Annotated in this window: 9 protein-coding genes and 1 pseudogene; 7 read left to right on the forward strand and 3 right to left on the reverse strand. The window is 58.5% G+C overall.

All coding sequences use genetic code 11. The features are described from left to right. A pseudogene (locus ACIOU6_RS26060) lies at window positions 1-374 on the reverse strand (ribonucleotide-diphosphate reductase subunit beta); the annotation flags it as partial. Between the two features lie 549 nt (window positions 375-923). After that, window positions 924-1,187: a DUF2790 domain-containing protein gene (locus tag ACIOU6_RS26065; RefSeq protein WP_221730774.1), complete on the reverse strand. Its 264-nt coding sequence runs from the start codon at window positions 1,185-1,187 to the stop codon at window positions 924-926. A 462-nt stretch (window positions 1,188-1,649) separates the two neighbouring features. On the opposite strand from ACIOU6_RS26065, the gene acs reads away from it, so the two are divergent. The 7 genes from acs (at window position 1,650) to argR (ending at window position 9,804) form a co-directional block, all read left to right on the forward strand. Continuing rightward, window positions 1,650-3,605 carry an acetate--CoA ligase gene (gene acs, locus ACIOU6_RS26070; RefSeq protein ID WP_339430885.1) on the forward strand — a complete coding sequence of 652 codons (1,956 nt, stop codon included), beginning with the start codon at window positions 1,650-1,652 and terminating at the stop codon, window positions 3,603-3,605. Between the two features lie 831 nt (window positions 3,606-4,436). Beyond that, on the forward strand, window positions 4,437-5,210 hold the full coding sequence (locus tag ACIOU6_RS26075) for an ABC transporter substrate-binding protein (RefSeq protein WP_221734279.1): 774 nt from the start codon (window positions 4,437-4,439) through the stop codon (window positions 5,208-5,210). A 91-nt stretch (window positions 5,211-5,301) separates the two neighbouring features. After that, complete coding sequence (locus tag ACIOU6_RS26080; protein ID WP_053122878.1) at window positions 5,302-5,991, forward strand: ABC transporter permease; 690 nt, start codon at window positions 5,302-5,304, stop codon at window positions 5,989-5,991. Beyond that, on the forward strand, window positions 5,988-6,686 hold the full coding sequence (locus ACIOU6_RS26085) for an ABC transporter permease (protein WP_221734280.1): 699 nt from the start codon (window positions 5,988-5,990) through the stop codon (window positions 6,684-6,686). The genes ACIOU6_RS26080 and ACIOU6_RS26085 overlap by 4 nt, the downstream gene beginning before the upstream one ends. Before the next feature lies 1 nt (window position 6,687). Further along, the gene (locus tag ACIOU6_RS26090; RefSeq protein WP_401139442.1) at window positions 6,688-7,800 is read left to right on the forward strand and encodes a M14 family metallopeptidase; all 1,113 of its coding nucleotides are present in this window, start codon (window positions 6,688-6,690) and stop codon (window positions 7,798-7,800) included. Between the two features lie 27 nt (window positions 7,801-7,827). Beyond that, the gene (locus ACIOU6_RS26095) at window positions 7,828-8,592 is read left to right on the forward strand and encodes an ABC transporter ATP-binding protein (RefSeq protein ID WP_221734282.1); all 765 of its coding nucleotides are present in this window, start codon (window positions 7,828-7,830) and stop codon (window positions 8,590-8,592) included. Window positions 8,593-8,823: 231 nt separating this feature from the next. Then, entirely contained in the window at window positions 8,824-9,804 is a 981-nt protein-coding gene (gene argR, locus ACIOU6_RS26100) for a transcriptional regulator ArgR (RefSeq protein WP_221734283.1), read from the forward strand. Window positions 9,805-9,826: 22 nt separating this feature from the next. Here the strand turns inward: argR and ACIOU6_RS26105 are convergent, their stop codons facing one another. Then, window positions 9,827-17,644: a dermonecrotic toxin domain-containing protein gene (locus ACIOU6_RS26105; protein ID WP_401139446.1), complete on the reverse strand. Its 7,818-nt coding sequence runs from the start codon at window positions 17,642-17,644 to the stop codon at window positions 9,827-9,829. Window positions 17,645-18,044 lie beyond the last annotated feature (400 nt).

Genomic DNA, 18,044 nt, shown 5'->3' on the forward strand with positions numbered 1-18,044 from the left:
ATGTTGACTTCTTGCGGCATCCAGTGGTTTGCGCAACCGTCCAGGTACTTCTGCCAGGCCCAGTCGTACTTGAAGGGTACGAGTTGGTTGAGGTCGGCGCGGCAGTTGATCATGCGCTTTTCGTCAACGGCGACACGGGCGGAGGCGCCTTCGAGTTCGGCGAGGCCTTCGGCGACGTCGAGGGAGTTCAGTGCTGCCTTGGCGCGGGCCACGGCGGCCGAGTCGTCGGCGGTGACGGCGCGGGCTTCGAGCGCGGCGGCGCCGCCGGCGTTGTCGAGGCGGTCCATGTTGGCTTCAGTAGCGTGGCCGGCGTTGGCGCCTTTCACTGCTGCTACTTCACTGTCTTCTTTGTCGAATTCGTCCCAGCTCAGCATGACGTGTCGTCTCCTGCTTGAGGGCCTGTCGCCCCGTGTGAAACCTGATTGGTTGGTTTTTCACACGGTCGTACAGACCGCGTTGGATCTTAAGGAATCGTTTTTTGCAGCAGCTAAGGCAGGCAATAAAACAGAATTTTGTTCGGGGTTCCGAGAGCCTCTGACGGGCGCAGCTCGCGTTGAACGCTGCTGCGGGGCTTCAGATTGGCTGTTCATCCCTGTAAGGGAATATTGCTGTCCCGATTAGGGCGGCATTATAGGGAAAAAAAACGGGCTGTGCTGAGGCGAATCCGCGCATGGAGCGGTCGAGGCGGGTGGTTTTTCGATGAGAGCGTGGGTTTACAGGGCTTTGCCGGGGATAGATTTTTTTTCGCAGACATTTCGCTTTTGTGGATTTGCTCAAAAAACGAACAAAAAAACGCGGTTTTTACTACATCTAGTGTTTTGCAAGCATTTTTGACGACTCTAGACACAACTGAGCCCGACCGAAGTCGGGCTGGAATCGACCCTCAATGTGGCGCTGAGAGGTCCAATTCGGTGCAGTCTTGATCAGCCATTGGAGCAGCCGTTGCCCATGATGCTGTAACGCAGGATGTGACGCTGGCCTTGGGAGTCGTCGTATTCCATTTTCACGGGGACAACTTCGCAGACGTTGGGTACTTCGCTCATGGAGACAACTTTGGCGATGTCCAGGTGAGTGGAGTAGGTGTATTCCTCGATGGCCGGTTGTTGCTGGGCGACGTCAGTCGGGGCCTCGTCTGCCATGGCGGTTGCGCACAGACTGCTGAGGGCCAGAACCCATAAAGCTTTCATTCGGATTTACCTTTTTGAGGTCGAGTGGGGTCACGCAACCTTTATGGGGTTGCGTGTGTAACTTCATCGTTTGCAGTTATTACTTGAGAGCTGGATTAACGGCCTTCGTGGGGGCTGTATCGTTGTTAATCGCTTTGCCTTGTCGGCGAGGTGAATTCTAGGGAGGTGAGGTGGGGGTAAACAGAGCGGGTTTTGATAAACACCTTTGGCAGATTTGGTAACAATCGCTGGATGTGGTGTCTGCGGGGAGGCGGTGTGTCTGATAGACCGAGTTGTCTGAATCGCTGGCAAGCCAGCTCCCACAGGGGTTGCGCGGTATTCGGAAGAGGCATTTGGCAGGCGGATTGGGGAAGTCTGGATGTTTTGTAGGGGCTTGTTACTACCATCGTCGAATGGTTCTATGGGCCCGGCCCGGATACAACTGGGTCATACAAAAACAACTATTACACCGAGGTAGGAAAGATGAGTGCGGCTTCTCTGTATCCCGTTCGTCCCGAGGTTCTGGCTAACACGCTGACTGACGAGGCGACCTACAAAGCCATGTACCAGCAGTCGGTCGTCAACCCTGACGGCTTCTGGCGCGAGCAAGCCCAGCGTCTTGACTGGATCAAGCCTTTCACCACGGTGAAACAGACTTCGTTCGACGATCACCATGTCGACATCAAGTGGTTCGCCGATGGCACCCTGAACGTTTCCTATAACTGCCTCGACCGTCATCTGGCCGAGCGCGGCGATCAAGTGGCGATCATCTGGGAGGGCGACGATCCTTCCGAAAGCCGCAACATCACTTACCGCGAACTGCACGAACAAGTGTGCAAACTCGCCAACGCCCTGCGTGGTCAGGACGTGCACCGCGGCGACGTGGTGACTATCTATATGCCGATGATTCCCGAAGCCGTGGTCGCCATGCTGGCCTGCACCCGGATCGGCGCGATTCACTCGGTGGTGTTCGGGGGTTTCTCGCCGGAAGCCCTGGCCGGTCGCATCATCGACTGCAAATCCAAAGTGGTGATCACCGCTGACGAAGGCATTCGTGCCGGCAAGAAAATTCCGCTCAAGTCCAACGTCGACGACGCGCTGACCAACCCGGAAACCAGCAGCATCCAGAAAGTCATCGTGTGCAAGCGCACCGGGGGTGACATCAAGTGGAACCAGCATCGCGACATCTGGTACGAAGACCTGATGAAAGTGGCGGGCAGCGTGTGCGCGCCCAAAGAGATGGGCGCTGAGGAAGCGCTGTTCATCCTTTACACCTCAGGCTCCACCGGCAAGCCGAAGGGCGTGCAGCACACCACGGGCGGTTATCTGCTGTATGCGGCGATGACTCACGAGCGTGTGTTCGACTACCGCCCGGGCGAAGTTTATTGGTGCACGGCCGACGTTGGCTGGGTCACGGGCCACAGTTATATCGTCTACGGCCCACTGGCCAACGGCGCGACCACGTTGCTGTTCGAAGGCGTGCCGAACTACCCGGACATCACTCGGGTGGCGAAGATTGTCGACAAGCACAAGGTCAACATCCTCTACACCGCACCGACCGCGATCCGCGCAATGATGGCTTCGGGTCAGGCCGCTGTTGAAGGCGCTGATGGCAGCAGCCTTCGCTTGCTCGGTTCGGTGGGTGAGCCGATCAACCCGGAAGCCTGGGACTGGTACTACAAGAATGTGGGTAAGTCGCGCTGCCCGATCGTTGATACCTGGTGGCAGACCGAGACGGGCGGCAACATGATGAGCCCGTTGCCGGGCGCCCATGCGCTGAAGCCGGGTTCGGCGGCGCGGCCGTTCTTCGGTGTGGTGCCGGCGCTGGTCGACAACCTCGGTAACATTATCGAGGGCGAGGCTGAAGGCAATCTGGTGATTCTCGATTCGTGGCCAGGTCAGGCGCGCACGCTGTATGGCGACCATGACCGCTTCGTCGACACCTACTTCAAGACGTTCCGTGGCATGTACTTCACCGGTGACGGTGCGCGTCGTGATGCCGATGGTTACTACTGGATCACCGGGCGGGTGGATGACGTGCTCAACGTCTCCGGCCACCGTATGGGTACGGCCGAGATCGAGAGTGCGATGGTTGCCCACCCGAAAGTCGCTGAAGCGGCGGTGGTTGGTGTGCCGCACGACATCAAGGGGCAGGGCATTTATGTCTACGTCACCCTGAAGAATGGCGAGGAGCCGACCGAGCAATTGCGTCTGGAGTTGAAGAACTGGGTGCGTAAAGAGATCGGGCCGATTGCTTCGCCGGACGTGATCCAGTGGGCGCCTGGGCTGCCGAAGACTCGTTCGGGCAAGATCATGCGCCGGATTCTGCGCAAGATTGCCACGGCTGAGTACGACGGGTTGGGGGATATCTCGACGCTGGCGGACCCGGGTGTGGTGCAGCATTTGATTGATACGCACAAGACCATGAATGTTGCTTAAGTAGCGGGTTGATGTGTTGGAAAGCCCTGTTCGGTGTAGACCGGATGGGGCTTTTTTGTGTCTGTTGTTTATGTGCTGGCTGGTTTGGCCCCTTCGCGAGCAAGCCCGCTCCCACAGTTGGAATGAGTTCCAGCCGTTGGGGTGGGGGCGTCTGTGAGTATTGGTTCGGTTTATGTGGTGGCTGGTTTGGCCCCTTCGCGAGCAAGCCCGCTCCCACAGGGGATTGCATTGGGTCTGAAGGAATTCGGTCAAAACTGTGGGAGCGGGCTTGCTCGCGAAGGCAATTTGTCAGGCGCTGGTGTAGTCCGCAGCCAGAAACCGAAACCACCCAACCAATAATTATCGATTTCCCGTGTAAGACATTTCCGCCTGTTACCCTTCCGCCTCCAAGTAACCAAATGTGTAACCGTCCGCGCCAAACCGGGGCGAGGGGAAACGCATCGCCCCGTTTTAGAGCCTCCAAACCCGGCGAGAAAAATAAGACACAACGCTGCGCTTGCCGGATTAGAAGGGTTTGCGAATAATAGGCCCGCAATTTGCAGCATAGATCGGTTCACTGTCTTTCGCTCTTGCATGAAATTGCGGGGCTGTCAATGTGCTCAAGTGGGTTTCTCAGTGCATCTGTAATTAGTTGTCGCATTGAAGAAATATCGACTTCGGGCCTGTCGTTAGAATGCCGATCACTGGCTCATCGTGGCTAACGTTGAAACCTCCTGCGGTTTCAATAGGAAATTTCCCACCGATGCAGCAACGGATTTTCCGATTCACCCATTCGCATATTGGGCTGTTGCTCACTCTGCCGTTTTTGCCCTTTACCGATGGAGTCTCAAGATGAAGAAACTTGTGCTGCTTGGCGCCCTGGCACTGTCCGTGCTGTCGCTCAATGCCTTCGCTGACGAAAAACCTGTGAAGATCGGTATCGAAGCGGCCTACCCTCCGTTCGCTTCCAAAGCGCCGGACGGCAGCATCGTCGGTTTCGACTATGACATCGGCAACGCGCTGTGCGAGCAGATGCAGGTCAAGTGTGTATGGGTCGAGCAAGAGTTCGACGGTCTGATCCCGGCACTGAAAGTGCGCAAGATCGACGCGATCCTGTCGTCCATGTCGATCACTGAAGACCGCAAGAAGTCCGTCGACTTCACCAACAAGTACTACAACACCCCGGCACGTCTGGTCATGAAGGCCGGTACTCAGGTCAGCGAAGGTCTGGCTGAGCTCAAGGGCAAGAACATCGGCGTGCAACGTGGTTCGATCCACGAGCGTTTCGCCCGCGAAGTCCTGGCTCCACTGGGCGCCGAAATCAAACCGTACGGTTCGCAGAACGAGATCTACCTCGACGTGGCCGCCGGTCGCCTCGACGGTACCCTGGCTGATGCCACCCTGCTGCAAGACGGTTTCCTGAACACCGACGCTGGTAAAGGTTTCGCCTTCGCAGGCCCGGCATTCACCGACGTCAAATACTTCGGCGACGGCGTGGGCATCGCTGTGCGTAAGGGCGATGCCCTGAAAGACAAGATCAACGCTGCCATCGCGGCCATCCGCGAAAACGGCAAATACAAAGCTATCCAGGACAAGTACTTCGCCTTCGATATCTACGGCAAGTAATACGTCTCTGCGACAAGTCCGAAATGGCGCAAGCAACAGGATCTCTGCGGTTTGCGCCATTTTTTCATCCCAACTTTCGAGGACCTGAATCATGTTGAAAGGCTACGGGGCTGTCATCCTCGATGGCGCATGGCTGACGCTTCAGCTCGCCTTGTCGTCCATGGCTCTGGCCATCGTTCTCGGGCTGATCGGTGTTGCACTGCGCCTGTCGCCGGTGCGCTGGCTGGCGTGGCTGGGCGATCTGTATTCCACGGTGATCCGCGGGATTCCCGATCTGGTGCTGATCCTGCTGATTTTCTACGGCGGTCAGGACTTGCTCAACCGCGTGGCGCCGCTGCTCGGCTTCAACGATTACATCGACCTGAACCCGTTGGCCGCCGGTATCGGCACCCTCGGTTTCATCTTCGGGGCGTACCTGTCGGAAACCTTCCGTGGCGCGTTCATGGCGATCCCCAAGGGGCAGGCCGAGGCGGGCATGGCCTACGGCATGAGCAGTTTTCAGGTGTTCTTCCGGGTGATGGTGCCGCAGATGATTCGCTTGGCGATTCCGGGCTTCACCAACAACTGGCTGGTACTGACCAAGGCGACTGCGCTGATTTCGGTGGTCGGCCTACAAGACATGATGTTCAAGGCCAAGCAGGCGGCGGATGCCACTCGCGAGCCTTTCACCTTCTTCCTTGCAGTGGCGGCGATGTACCTGGTGATCACCAGTGTTTCGTTGCTGGCATTGCGTCAACTTGAGAAGCGCTACTCGGTAGGCGTAAGGGCGGCTGATCTATGATCTTCGACTACAACGTCATTTGGGAGGCTATGCCGCTGTACCTCGGCGGCCTGTTGACCACCCTCAAATTGCTCGCGCTGTCGCTGTTCTTTGGTCTATTGGCGGCGTTGCCGCTGGGGCTGATGCGCGTCTCCAAGAACTCGATCGTCAACGGCACCGCGTGGCTGTACACCTACGTGATTCGCGGTACGCCGATGCTGGTTCAACTGTTCCTGATCTACTACGGTCTGGCCCAGTTCGAAGCTGTACGTGAAAGCTTCCTCTGGCCGTGGCTGTCCAGCGCTACGTTCTGCGCATGCCTGGCGTTCGCCGTGAACACCAGCGCTTACACCGCGGAAATCATCGCCGGCAGCCTGAAGGCGACGCCGAACGGTGAGATCGAAGCGGCCAAAGCCATGGGCATGTCACGCTTCAAGATGTACAAGCGCATCCTGCTGCCGTCGGCCCTGCGCCGCGCGTTGCCGCAGTACAGCAACGAAGTGATCATGATGCTGCAGACCACCAGTCTGGCGTCCATCGTGACCCTGATCGACATCACGGGTGCGGCCCGTACCGTTAACGCGCAGTACTACCTGCCGTTCGAGGCGTACATCACCGCTGGCGTGTTCTACCTGTGCCTGACCTTCATTCTGGTCAAGTTGTTCAAGCTGGCCGAGCGTCGCTGGCTGAGCTATCTGGCCCCGCGGAAGCACTGATATGGAACGTATCGACCACGTTTTGCCGTGGAGCCATCTGGGCAGCGAGCGCAGGATTTCGGTATTTCGTTTCGGCAGCGGCGAGCGCAAGGCCTACATTCAGGCCAGCCTGCACGCTGACGAATTGCCGGGCATGCGCACCGCTTGGGAGCTGAAAAAGCGCCTCGGCGAACTCGAAGCCAAAGGCCTGCTCAACGGCGTGATCGAGCTGGTGCCGGTGGCCAACCCGTTGGGTCTTGGCCAGTTGCTGCAAGGCAATCACCAAGGGCGTTTCGAGGCGGGCAGTGGCAAGAATTTCAACCGTGACTTCGTTGAGCTGAGCGCGCCGGTTGCGGCGGCTTTGGCTGACAGCCTCGGTGACGATCCGCACGCCAACATTCGCCTGATCCGTCAGGCGATGGCCGATCATCTGGCGGCATTGCCGCCCGCGAGCAGCCAGTTGCAAGGCATGCAGCGCGTATTGCTCAGCCATGCCTGCACCGCCGACGTGGTACTCGACTTGCACTGTGATGCTGAAGCTGCGCTGCACCTGTATGCGTTGCCGCAGCACTGGCCGCAGTGGCGTTCACTGGCCGCGCATCTGAATGTGAAAGTGGGTTTGCTGGCGGAAGATTCCGGCGGCAGCTCGTTCGATGAAGCCTGTTCGCTGCCGTGGCTGCGCCTGTCGCGTCAGTTTGCGCAGGCGCAGATTCCGTTGGCCTGTCTGGCGACGACCATCGAGCTGGGCGGTCAGGCTGACACCGGCCGCGCTGAAGCCCAGGCGTATGCTGAAGGCATTCTGGCGTTCCTCGCCGAGCAGGGCTTGATCAGCGGCGAGTGGCCGAACCCGGCACACGAGCCGTGCGAAGGCATGCCGTTCGAAGGCACCGAATTGTTGTTCGCGCCGCACCCGGGCGTGGTGAGCTTTGTGCGTAAACCCGGCGAATGGGTCGAGGCCGGTGATGAGATTTTTGAAGTGATCGACCCTGTGTCCGATCGGGTCAGCACGGTATGTGCTGGTACGTCCGGGGTGCTGTTTGCCATTGAACGGCTGCGCTATGCCCAACCCGGTTTCTGGCTGGCCAAGGTGGCGGGGCGCGAAGCGCTGCGTCACGGGCGCTTGCTCAACGACTGACTGACTGTTTTTGTGAGAACCGACCGCATGTACAAACTTGAAGTCCAAGACCTGCATAAACGCTATGGCAGTCACGAAGTGCTCAAGGGCGTGTCCCTGAAAGCGGCAGCCGGCGATGTGATCAGCATCATCGGCTCCAGTGGCTCCGGCAAAAGTACTTTCCTGCGTTGCATCAACCTGCTTGAGCAGCCGCACGCGGGCAAGATCCTGCTCAACAACGAAGAGTTGAAACTGGTCGCGAACAAGGACGGCGCGCTGAAAGCCGCTGATCCAAAGCAGTTGCAGCGTATGCGTTCGCGTCTGTCGATGGTGTTCCAGCATTTCAACCTGTGGTCGCACATGACTGCGCTCGAAAACATCATGGAAGCGCCGGTGCATGTACTGGGCATGTCCAAGGCTGAAGCCCGCGAGAAAGCCGAGCATTACCTGAACAAGGTCGGCGTGGCCCATCGTAAGGATGCGTTCCCGGGGCACATGTCCGGCGGCGAGCAGCAGCGTGTGGCAATTGCCCGTGCGCTGGCGATGGAACCGGAAGTGATGCTGTTCGACGAACCGACCTCGGCACTCGACCCGGAACTGGTAGGCGACGTGCTCAAAGTCATGCAGGCGCTGGCTCAGGAAGGCCGCACCATGGTGGTGGTCACCCACGAAATGGGCTTTGCCCGTGAAGTGTCGAACCAGTTGGTGTTCCTCCACAAAGGTGTTGTGGAAGAAAGCGGCGATCCGCGCGAAGTGCTGGTCAATCCGCAATCGGAGCGTCTGCAACAGTTCCTCTCGGGTAGCCTCAAGTAATCGCTCCCGTTATGCACCAAATTAGGTCATGCTTCGCGACCTGAAGACTTGCTCGGCCCCCTGTGGGAGCGGGCTTGCTCGCGAAAGCGGTGTATCAGTCGACATCATTGGTGTCTGATCTACCGCATTCGCGAGCAAGCCCGCTCCCACAATGGATCTGCGACAGTTTCGATTTCGGGCTAGCATTGGCCCTTGCCTTCATCACCGTTTCTCGTTTCGGATTGCCCGCCCATGACTGCCCATCGAATTGGTTTCCTGATTTGGCCCAGCACTAAAGCGTTGACGCTGGCGCTGGCGGAGGAGGCCTTGCGTGTTGCTCAGCGTGTGCACCCGGACGTGGTCTACGAGTTGACGTTCTTGCAGGCCGAGCCACCCGCCGAAGGTGCCTGGCAATTGCCCGGCGAGCCGTGGGCCGGCAAGCTCGAGAACTTCCAGAAACTGTTTTTGCTCGCCGATGAGCCGCCGACGTCTTTGGCGCCGGCTCTGAGCAGTGCACTGAAACAACTGGTGCGGGCCGGTTGTGTGATCGCAGGTTTGTCGGCCGGTGTGTATCCGTTGGCGCAACTCGGTTTGCTCGACGGTTACCGCGCCGCCGTGCACTGGCGCTGGCAGGACGATTTTGCTGAACGTTTCCCGAAAGTCATCGCCACCAGCCATCTGTTCGACTGGGACCGTGATCGCCTGACCGCGTGTGGCGGCATGTCGGTGCTCGACTTGTTGCTGGCGGTGCTGGCGCGCGATCACGGCGCAGAACTGGCCGGTGCGGTGTCCGAAGAACTGGTGGTGGAGCGCATCCGCGAGGGTGGCGAGCGTCAGCGCATTCCGTTGCAGAACCGTCTGGGCTCCAGCCATCCGAAGCTCACCCAGGCGGTGTTGCTGATGGAAGCCAATATCGAAGAACCGCTGACCACCGACGAAATCGCCCAACATGTGTGCGTATCCCGTCGGCAGTTGGAGCGGATCTTCAAGCAATACCTCAATCGTGTGCCGAGCCAGTACTACCTGGAACTGCGCCTGAACAAGGCCCGGCAGATGTTGATGCAAACCAGCAAGTCGATCATTCAGATCGGCCTGTCGTGCGGCTTCTCCTCGGGGCCGCATTTCTCCAGCGCCTATCGCAACTTCTTCGGTGCCACGCCGCGGGAAGATCGCAACCAGCGGCGCAGCAGCAGCCCGTTCGAGTTGTCGTCGGTGCCGCCCGAGCGCGGTTAGACAATGGCTGGCAGGCTCTTGCTTAGGGCCCCGACGAATCGACAGATATTGGTGAGTGTTCACTTCCATTCGAGAACGAAGAGTCTTCGAAATCGTTGAGCAGTTGATGAAGATTTCGCGTCCTTCTTTGTTCCTCGATCAACCTGGCTTCATTGGCAGCCTTATAAACGCTCAGACGCTGCTGGCTCTGTGCGGTCAATGGATTACCACTGAAGTCGAAAGTCGCTTTCAAGCCGGAACCGCTGGTCAGCAACTGGGCTGGCAACTCCGTGATGGCGTTATCGGACAGGTTTGCATGCATCAGATACGGCAACTCGGACAGCCCTTGTGGTATTTCGGTGAGCCCGGTGTTGCTCAGGTCCAGTGAGCGCGACTCCTGCAGAGTTCTCAGGTCTGGCGTCAGGCCAAGCGGGTTGTTGTGCAAGTCCAGTGAGCGCAGCTTGTCCAGGGTGCCGAGTGCATCCACGGTCTGGGGAGTCAGCACGACTTGGCAGTTGTGCAGACTCAAGTTCTCCAGTTCGTTCTGTTTGAAGATGGCAGCGGGAAGGTCGCCCAGCGGATAGTCTTGGATCGTGAGGTCTTTGAGAGCCGGGAAAAGCCCGATAAGTTGATCCACTCGATGAGCCACTTTCGCTGTGCTCGTCAATTGCAGCTTGTGTATATACCCAAAATTGCCACTCAACGCCGGTAGTTCACCGGTGAACGACAGGTCGCAGGTGAAGTCGGCGAACATCGAGGCGGTGGGATAATTGCGCAGACGTTGCTCCAGGCTTTCCCTGAACTGCGCTCTTTTGGCTTTTTCCACTGCCGTTGCTTCTGCATCCAGCCCTGTCTGCGCAGCGGCCTCGTTCACCCACCCTTCAAGCTTGCTGAGTACGCTGTCCAGTTCGGTCTGCCGACGCATCAGTTCGAGACGACCATCGGCCAGTGTGCCTGGCAGGCGATAGATCATCCGGCTGGCCTCTGTGCTGTTCAGGTTCGGATGGATCGTTTGCGCCAGATCGATATCGGCCTGGTCGGCCGCCACCCCCATCTCGTAATAGCTTGTCTGGAAAAATGTCTTTATGCGCTCCCGGGAAGCGGCAGACAGCGGGTTGGCGGTCAACTGGACGCGGGTGCCAGCGTTACCGGGGAAGTCGTGAGGCAGTTCCACTATCGAGTTCTCGATGAGCAAGGCTGATCGAAGTTGAGGCAGTTGTGCCAGACCGACCGGAACACTGTCGATGCCGGTTCTGGAAAGATCCAGGATCGTCAACTCGCGCAGCGCTGTTAAATCCGGCACCGCGCCTAACAGGTTGTTGTACAGGTCCAGCGTCTTCAATCGGGTCAAGGCGGACAAAGTGACCTGTCCTCCGGCTTCGATTGAGATACCGCAGCTATTGAGCCTCATCGATTCGAGCGACGGCATGCGCGTCAGTGCCGTGGGCAGGCGTCCCAAGGTGAAACCGCGTATCTCCAGCGCCTGCACGCCGGTGAAACAGGCCAGAAAACCATCGGGGATATTCAGGGCGGCATTACCCTGGAGGGACAGTTGAGTGACGTGGCCGAAATCGGCCGCCAGTACCGGCAATTCACCGGCAAAATTCATGTCAGCAACAAGCGCGTTGAGCCTCAGTTGCGGTTTGTCGATGTGTCTGCTGCGCCAGAACTGCTCCAGTGTTTTTCCGAATTGTTTGCGTGCGTTGTGTTCAATTGCTCTTTGAGCTGCACCCCAGTATTGACCGGTCAGCGGATCGCGCACCGGTGCTCTCTCGGCCCAGGCGCCCAGGTCGCTGATCATTTGAGCCATTTCTATTTCCCAGTTCACTAACTGAGTGCTGCCGGCCTGCAGTGTGCCGGGCAGGTGATAGATCATGTGGCTGGCGTCTTCGACGTCCAGTTGCGGGAACAGGTTCTGCGCGCGGGCGAGATCGTCCACATCCGGCAATACGCCAAAGTCTCGCCCCTTTTCCGTGTAGTACGTCTTGATGCGCTCGCGAGCGGCTTGGGACAGAGGGTTGCTGGCCAGATTGACGCCGTCGACGAGATCCAGATCCATATTGAAAAATGCTTCGGGCAGATCGGTAAGGTTGTTGCCATTGAGCAGGGCGCTTCTCAGGTTGGGGTGATCGACGAGCCCGTTCGGCAGGGTTGAAATGGCGGTGTTGCTCAGTCGAAGGTCGTTCAATGCCGGCAGCGTTCGCAGGTCGGGCGCCACGGTCAGAGGGTTGCCGTTGAGGTTCAGAAGCTCAAGGTCGCTCAGGCCGGCGAGGGTATTTTCGCCCTCAAGCGTGAGTGTCACGCCGCAGCGGCTCAGCGTGAGCTCTTTGAGCTCCGGCAGGTTGGCCATGAACGAGGGTATTTCACCCAGCGCGAAATGACGCATCGTCAGAATATGCGCCTTGGTAAACAGCTCAATGAATGGGCCAACCCCGCTGATGGCGTCATTGCCATTGAGCTGGAGGCTTGAGACGTGGCTGAAATCCATTTCAAGCCGTGGCATGTCGCCGATGAACCTCAAATCCAACTCGAAGAAATCCTCGCGCATCGCGGACTCGTTGGACCTGCTGCGCCAGAGTCGCTCCAGTCGGTGCCCGAATTCCGATCGGGCAGCGTACTGGTCGAATAGCTCAATGGCCGAAAACGCTTCGCCGGTGACAGGGTGAACGCTTGGAACTTGCGGGGCCCAGCGCGTCAGGTCAGCGTTCATGCGAGTCAATTGCGCTCGCCAGCGATCAAGCTGTATCCGTCCATCTGCCAGGGTTCCGGGCAAGTCATAGACCACATCGCTGGCCTCTTGCTCGTCCAGAGTTGGAAACAGATCCCGCGCAATGGCGATTTCGCTGCTATCGACCCGTACATCAAAGTCGTAGCCGGTTTTGCGGTAGTAGGTTTTGATCCGGTTGCGTGTCTCTGTCGACAACGGGTTGTCGGAGAAATCGAATAATTCAGAGCGGTCGACGGGGAGATCGAAAATCGCCTCGGGTAATTCGCTGATCAAGTTACCGTTGAAAATCGCGGTTCGCAGGTTCGGATGGTCGGCCAGTCCGTCAGGAACGGCAGAGATGCCGGTGTTGGACAAATCTGCGTATGTCAGCTCAGGCAACAGGTTGAGGTCGGGGAATGTACCCAGCGGGTTGTTCCTCAAGTCCAGTGTTTGCAGGTTGTTCAGTGAAACGAGCGTCGCCTGGTTTTCGGGGGTCAGTATCACCCCGCAGTTGTTCAGATCGAGCGTGGTGAGCCGAGGCATGTTGAATGCCGAGAGGGCGACGGGTTCCAGGTCAAAGGTATTGAGTTCCAGCATGGATAAATTTTGGAAGCGCTGCACGAATGGCAGTAACGCGGTGATGTTTGTATTGCCCGTCAGGGTCAGCCTGGAGACATGGTCAAAGTTAGCGCTGAGCACTGGCATGTCGCCCATGAACTGGAGCGTCGCCACCAGGTTGTCATTTCTGGTCAGTGCCGACCTGCTACGCCAGAACTGATCCAGTGTTTGTGCGAAATTGATCCTGGCGGACAATTCGCGCGCTTGCTCGTTCATGTTCAAGCCCTGGTCGGTCACGGGCGTCTGGTTGACCCACTGACCCAGCTCAGCATTGAGCTGGGTGACTTCCGCTTCCCAGTGGGCGAGCTGGACTCGACCTTGAGCCAGCGAGCCTGGCAATCGATACAGCAGGTCAGTCGCCTGGTCGGCGTCCAGAGCCGGATACAGCGTGGTAGTGCGCAAAATATCGGCCTGTTCGGCCCTGATTCCGAAGTGTCTGCCGGTGCGATTGTAGAAGCTCTTCACTTGCTCCCGAGTGGCGGCCGACACCGGGTTGTCGGCAAAGCTGAAGCCGTCACTGAGGACGCTGGCCAGGTTGAAAAATGCGTCCGGGATTTCGGTGATCTGATTGTTATCGAATCGGCCGGTGATCAGTCGGGGGTGTTCGAGCAAACCAGTGGGTAGCGCGGAGATGTTGGTGTCGACCAGATTGAGGTGACGCAGCGATGGCATCGTACTGACGTCGAGAGGATGTTGCAGAGGGTTGCCTCGCAGATCCAGCAGCGAGAGCTCGGGAATTGCTGCCAGCACCGATTGGTTGGCTGCTGAAAGCGTGATGCCGCAGTTGCGCAGCACCAACTGCCGAAGCATTGGCATGGAGGTGAAGGCTTGCGGAAGGTTGGGCATGTTGAGGTTTTGCCCGTCCATGTACATCAATCGCGGGAAATTCTGCATGAAGGTAGCGAGGTTGCTGGTACTGGCACTGCCATTGATCGACAGCATGGTGACGTGGCTGAAATCCGCATTCAGCCGCGGAAGTTCGCCCATTACCGGTTGTGCTATCTGCAGAATGTATCCGGCGGAGGCGCGTGTTTGCCTGCGCCAGCAACGCAGGAGTGCGAGCTTGATCTGAGCGCGGTTCTGCCGGGCTGCTCGACGCTGAAGGTCCGTCAGTGGCAGACCGCTGGCTGGGTCGTTGAGCGCAACGTTGTTCTCCCAGCTGAGCAGATCATCACTGAGGCTGTTGTATTCGATGCGAAGCCTGGAAAGTTCTGCGTTCAGACCTGCCGGATCATGCTGGAACCTGGCGGTAAACGTTCGCGCTTCCTCGGCAGAATACCCTCGAAAAATTGCCTGTAGCCGTTCTTCCTGGGTGAGGAACCGGGCGCCCAGGTTGGGAAAGTTGTCCTGATTTTCTATGCTGACCACGCCGGCTTCGCCCAGCTCGAAAAAATCGGGTGCTTCACGATCTCTTGTGGTGGGGAGCGGTGGTTCATTTCTGATCCCCACCAGTCGCAGCGTGTCTACGGCTGGGGGCTGAATCAGCGGGTCGCAAATCGCCACTCGCAGGTCGCTGCGCGCCACCGGTCGTTGGCGGATCGCCGCTTTCAGGGTCTCGGCCTGGCCTACCTGGATGTTCACCGCGTTGCGCTCTGCGTCCGGCAGAGCGTACAAAATGCTGGAATAGAAGTCGGTGGCCGAGTGCAGTTCCTGGCCGCGATCATCGTAGGGTTGATAGCGGCCGTCGCTTTGACGCACCAGCACTTTTTGCGCGGGGGCATCGCTGCGACCGGTGCTGTCGAGCATCGGCCCTTCGTAGCGACCGTCGCGAATTTCGATGTGCACGTCGCCGCTCCAGCCGGGCAACCGTTTGAGGCTGTGCAGCGCCAGGGTGTCGGTATCGGGATTGTTCACGCCGTCCAGTTCCAGCCCCTCATAGGCGCGGGTGACACGCACTTCCTGACTGGCCAGTTGCATGAGTTGCTGCTGACGCGCCGGCACTTGCCCTTCGCTGATCAGCAGCAACTCGTCACCACTGGCGGTGTCGAGCAGTTCACGGGTGACAGTGGCCGGTAGCGCCGGATCGTGCTGGAGGAGGACCTGTGTCAGTGGATCGTTGCTGTGCTGGAGCGCCTGGTAGCGCGTCTCGAACATGACGCTGCGTTGTTGTATGGCGAGCTGGGCCAGTTGCTTGCGCAGCATCTGGCTGCGTACGTCCAGTGGCGGTGTCGGGCCGGCGAACTCCATGCCCAGCAGGGCTTTGCCTTGTGCCTCGTCGAGGGCATAAAACAGACTTTTGAGCAGGTCGCCGCCGATCAGGCTGTCTTGATGCAGTTCGGTCAGCGGCAAGCTCTCGTCACTGGAGGATTGCCAGATGAGTTCGCCTTGTTTATCCAGCAAACGCAGGCGCTTGCCGGCAGGCCAGCGGCCCTGCTCGGTCAACAGTTGCAACTGCATGACCGGGTCGGCGCGCAGGTATTGCTCGGGCACATCGCTGCCCAGATAGTCGTTGAAGCGTTGCAACTGCTGATCGATCTTGAAGCGCTGGATGCTGTCGGCCAGCAACGGCGGGAGTTTTTCCTGATCGACATGCATCTTGCGCAGGGCACCTTCGTTGACCCCGCTGACCTGAAGAATCGTTTCGCGTTCGAGCGGGGAAAACGACTCGACCAAGGGGCCGATCCGGCGCAGCGCCGTGGGCTTGTCCCATTCCAGCGGTTGTTCGAGTTCGGTGTGCCAGGCGCCGTCGCCGTTGTGTCGTAACAGCGGTTGGTAAGCATCGGGACGGGTCGGGTGTTCGATCCGGTACTGGCCGGGGATGGTGCTTTCGCTCACGGCAAAATGGGCGTTTTCGAGCGGCAACAGATGTTTGCCTTGATGCTGGTGCAGGCCGAGTTGATTGGGCGTGGAGTCGGGGGCCGGAACACTTTCCTGTTGATAGCGGCCGAGGTCAGGATCCCAGTAACGGATTTGTTCGTTGGCCGTTTTGACCGCTTTGAAGCGGTCGATGAAGGCGACGACTTCTTTGGGCAAAATCTTGGGAAGCTCGGCCACGGCAATATTCCCGCCTACCGCAAACAACCCCAATTGGATCAGTGATTCGAGGGTGCTCATCAAGTGTTCGAACGCTTCGGTGGTGCGCCCCTGCGCCCATTCGATGATGCCTTCGAAGGCCTCGTTGAGAAACTGATAAGCCATGTACGCCATCATCGCTTCGCCCAAGACGGGCACGAAGGGCGCGATGACCAGTGCGGCGGTTTGCACGATCGTCGAAATGATGTTGACCACCGAATCCCAGAAGGCCCAGCGGGCTTTCTGGTCGACCGAAGCGGTCGGTACGGCGATGAAGCGGGCATCGTTGAGGATCTTGTTGAGTTTCGCCTGATAGAGGTGTTGCCACAGATCGTCGTGGAACGGGATGAATGCCGTCTCCAGATTGGGTCGCTCGACCGGGGATTCTCGCCAGGCGGGTTCAGCGCTCCCTGTCACACTTGGGTGCCATTTGATTTTGCTCAAGCGGTCATTGAGGCCGGAGAAGAAAAAACCGCGGTGCTCGTGATTCACGAACCGGCTGAAAAAGTGCTGGTATTCCTCTGAGCGCAACTGTCGGGTCAATTCAATGACCATATCGAGTGCCGAGGCATATTCCTTGAACGGGTGCTCGGGGTCTTCCGGGACATAGGCCACCACTTTTGCGGTTTTTCGCGCCTCCTCCAGGCCGGGGGCAAACACGACGATACCGGTAAGCGCGGCGCCCATCATCGTCACGTCATGACGCACCACGGGCACGCTGTTGATCCGTATGCCTTGCAGCCCGTCGAGCATCGCGTCGATCAGGCGGAAAGAACTTTGCGAAATATCACGGTTCATCAGTGCCATCTGCAGCGCTGCGCGCATCGCGGCTTTTTCGCTCGCATCAATCTTTTGGCGCAGCGACGTTGCCACTGCCGGATCGGAGAAGCCCAGATGGTCTTCCAGATGGGTTTTGTATTGCGCGCCGATATCCAGTTCCCGGCACAGCTTCGTAAAGTCCGCAATGCTCAGTTTGGCCTTGATCGACGGCAGGGTATCGAACTGGCCGGTCGTTGAGGGCTGGGTGATGTAAGTCGAGTCGGCTTCGAAGGCACCGTCGCGGGTTTCCTTTTCTTCGAAGTTATGCAGCGCGGCATCCAGTAGCGAGACCGTCCAGGTCCGAGCGCCGGTACTGATCGGGAACCAGGGCGTGGTCGCGGGGATATACAGGCGCAGGAACGTTTTGCGCACATCCACATCCAGGTCCAAGCGGCTCTTCAGCGCTTGCTTGAGCAAGGGTTCGGCGAAGGCACTGGCGTCCTGCAAATGTTCCAGTTGCGTGTCGACCTCACTTTGCGCCGTCCAGTGTTCGGCGTTGAGGGCTTTGAGTATCTGATGCTGCTCGGTCGGTACCGCCTGCAGTGTGAGGGTTTGCGATGGCCGCGTGTTTTTCAGGGCCATGCGTCTGGCGGGCGAGACATTGGCAAGCCAGTCGGGGAGGGCGTTCTTCAAGTGCTGATAGTGATCATCGGGGTGTTGCGGGTCGGTTGCCGCTGTCGGGTGCTGTCCTTGAGTCAAATGCATGTGCCGTTCCTTGGCCGTTGAAAAGAGCAACAGCAAATCAGGAAGTGGCGATCCAGGTGCGGTACATATTTATCGCTTGGGCGTGAGGCTGAGTTGGTATTCTCCTGCGTCTGCCGCAATCGGCAGCGCCAGTTTAAACTGCGCCTTTGCGACGCTATTTGTCGCATTGCCGTAAACCCGGGAAAAACCGGGGTTTGCGCTATAAGAAGTTGTCGCTTGGCGGCAAGGCCGGGCTGAAAACTGTCCTTACAATCCCCCCATCGCTCGCCAGTTTCAGGCGGGTGGCCCTCATCAGGAGACTCGGATGTCCGTTGAGCACGCTGCGGGACAACGCGCCGATTTCGACCAGGTTATGGTTCCCAACTGCGCGCCTGCCGCGGTCTTTCCGGTGCGTGGCGCC

Source organism: Pseudomonas sp. NPDC087615 (assembly GCF_044743445.1).
GTDB lineage: Bacteria > Pseudomonadota > Gammaproteobacteria > Pseudomonadales > Pseudomonadaceae > Aquipseudomonas > Aquipseudomonas baetica_A.

Coding starts and splice junctions, on each gene's coding strand:
- ACIOU6_RS26065 (WP_221730774.1), bottom strand. CDS start 1,187: ATGAAAGCTTTATGGGTTCTGGCCCTCAGCAGTCTGTGCGCAACCGCC.
- acs (WP_339430885.1), top strand. CDS start 1,650: ATGAGTGCGGCTTCTCTGTATCCCGTTCGTCCCGAGGTTCTGGCTAAC.
- ACIOU6_RS26075 (WP_221734279.1), top strand. CDS start 4,437: ATGAAGAAACTTGTGCTGCTTGGCGCCCTGGCACTGTCCGTGCTGTCG.
- ACIOU6_RS26080 (WP_053122878.1), top strand. CDS start 5,302: ATGTTGAAAGGCTACGGGGCTGTCATCCTCGATGGCGCATGGCTGACG.
- ACIOU6_RS26085 (WP_221734280.1), top strand. CDS start 5,988: ATGATCTTCGACTACAACGTCATTTGGGAGGCTATGCCGCTGTACCTC.
- ACIOU6_RS26090 (WP_401139442.1), top strand. CDS start 6,688: ATGGAACGTATCGACCACGTTTTGCCGTGGAGCCATCTGGGCAGCGAG.
- ACIOU6_RS26095 (WP_221734282.1), top strand. CDS start 7,828: ATGTACAAACTTGAAGTCCAAGACCTGCATAAACGCTATGGCAGTCAC.
- argR (WP_221734283.1), top strand. CDS start 8,824: ATGACTGCCCATCGAATTGGTTTCCTGATTTGGCCCAGCACTAAAGCG.
- ACIOU6_RS26105 (WP_401139446.1), bottom strand. CDS start 17,644: ATGCATTTGACTCAAGGACAGCACCCGACAGCGGCAACCGACCCGCAA.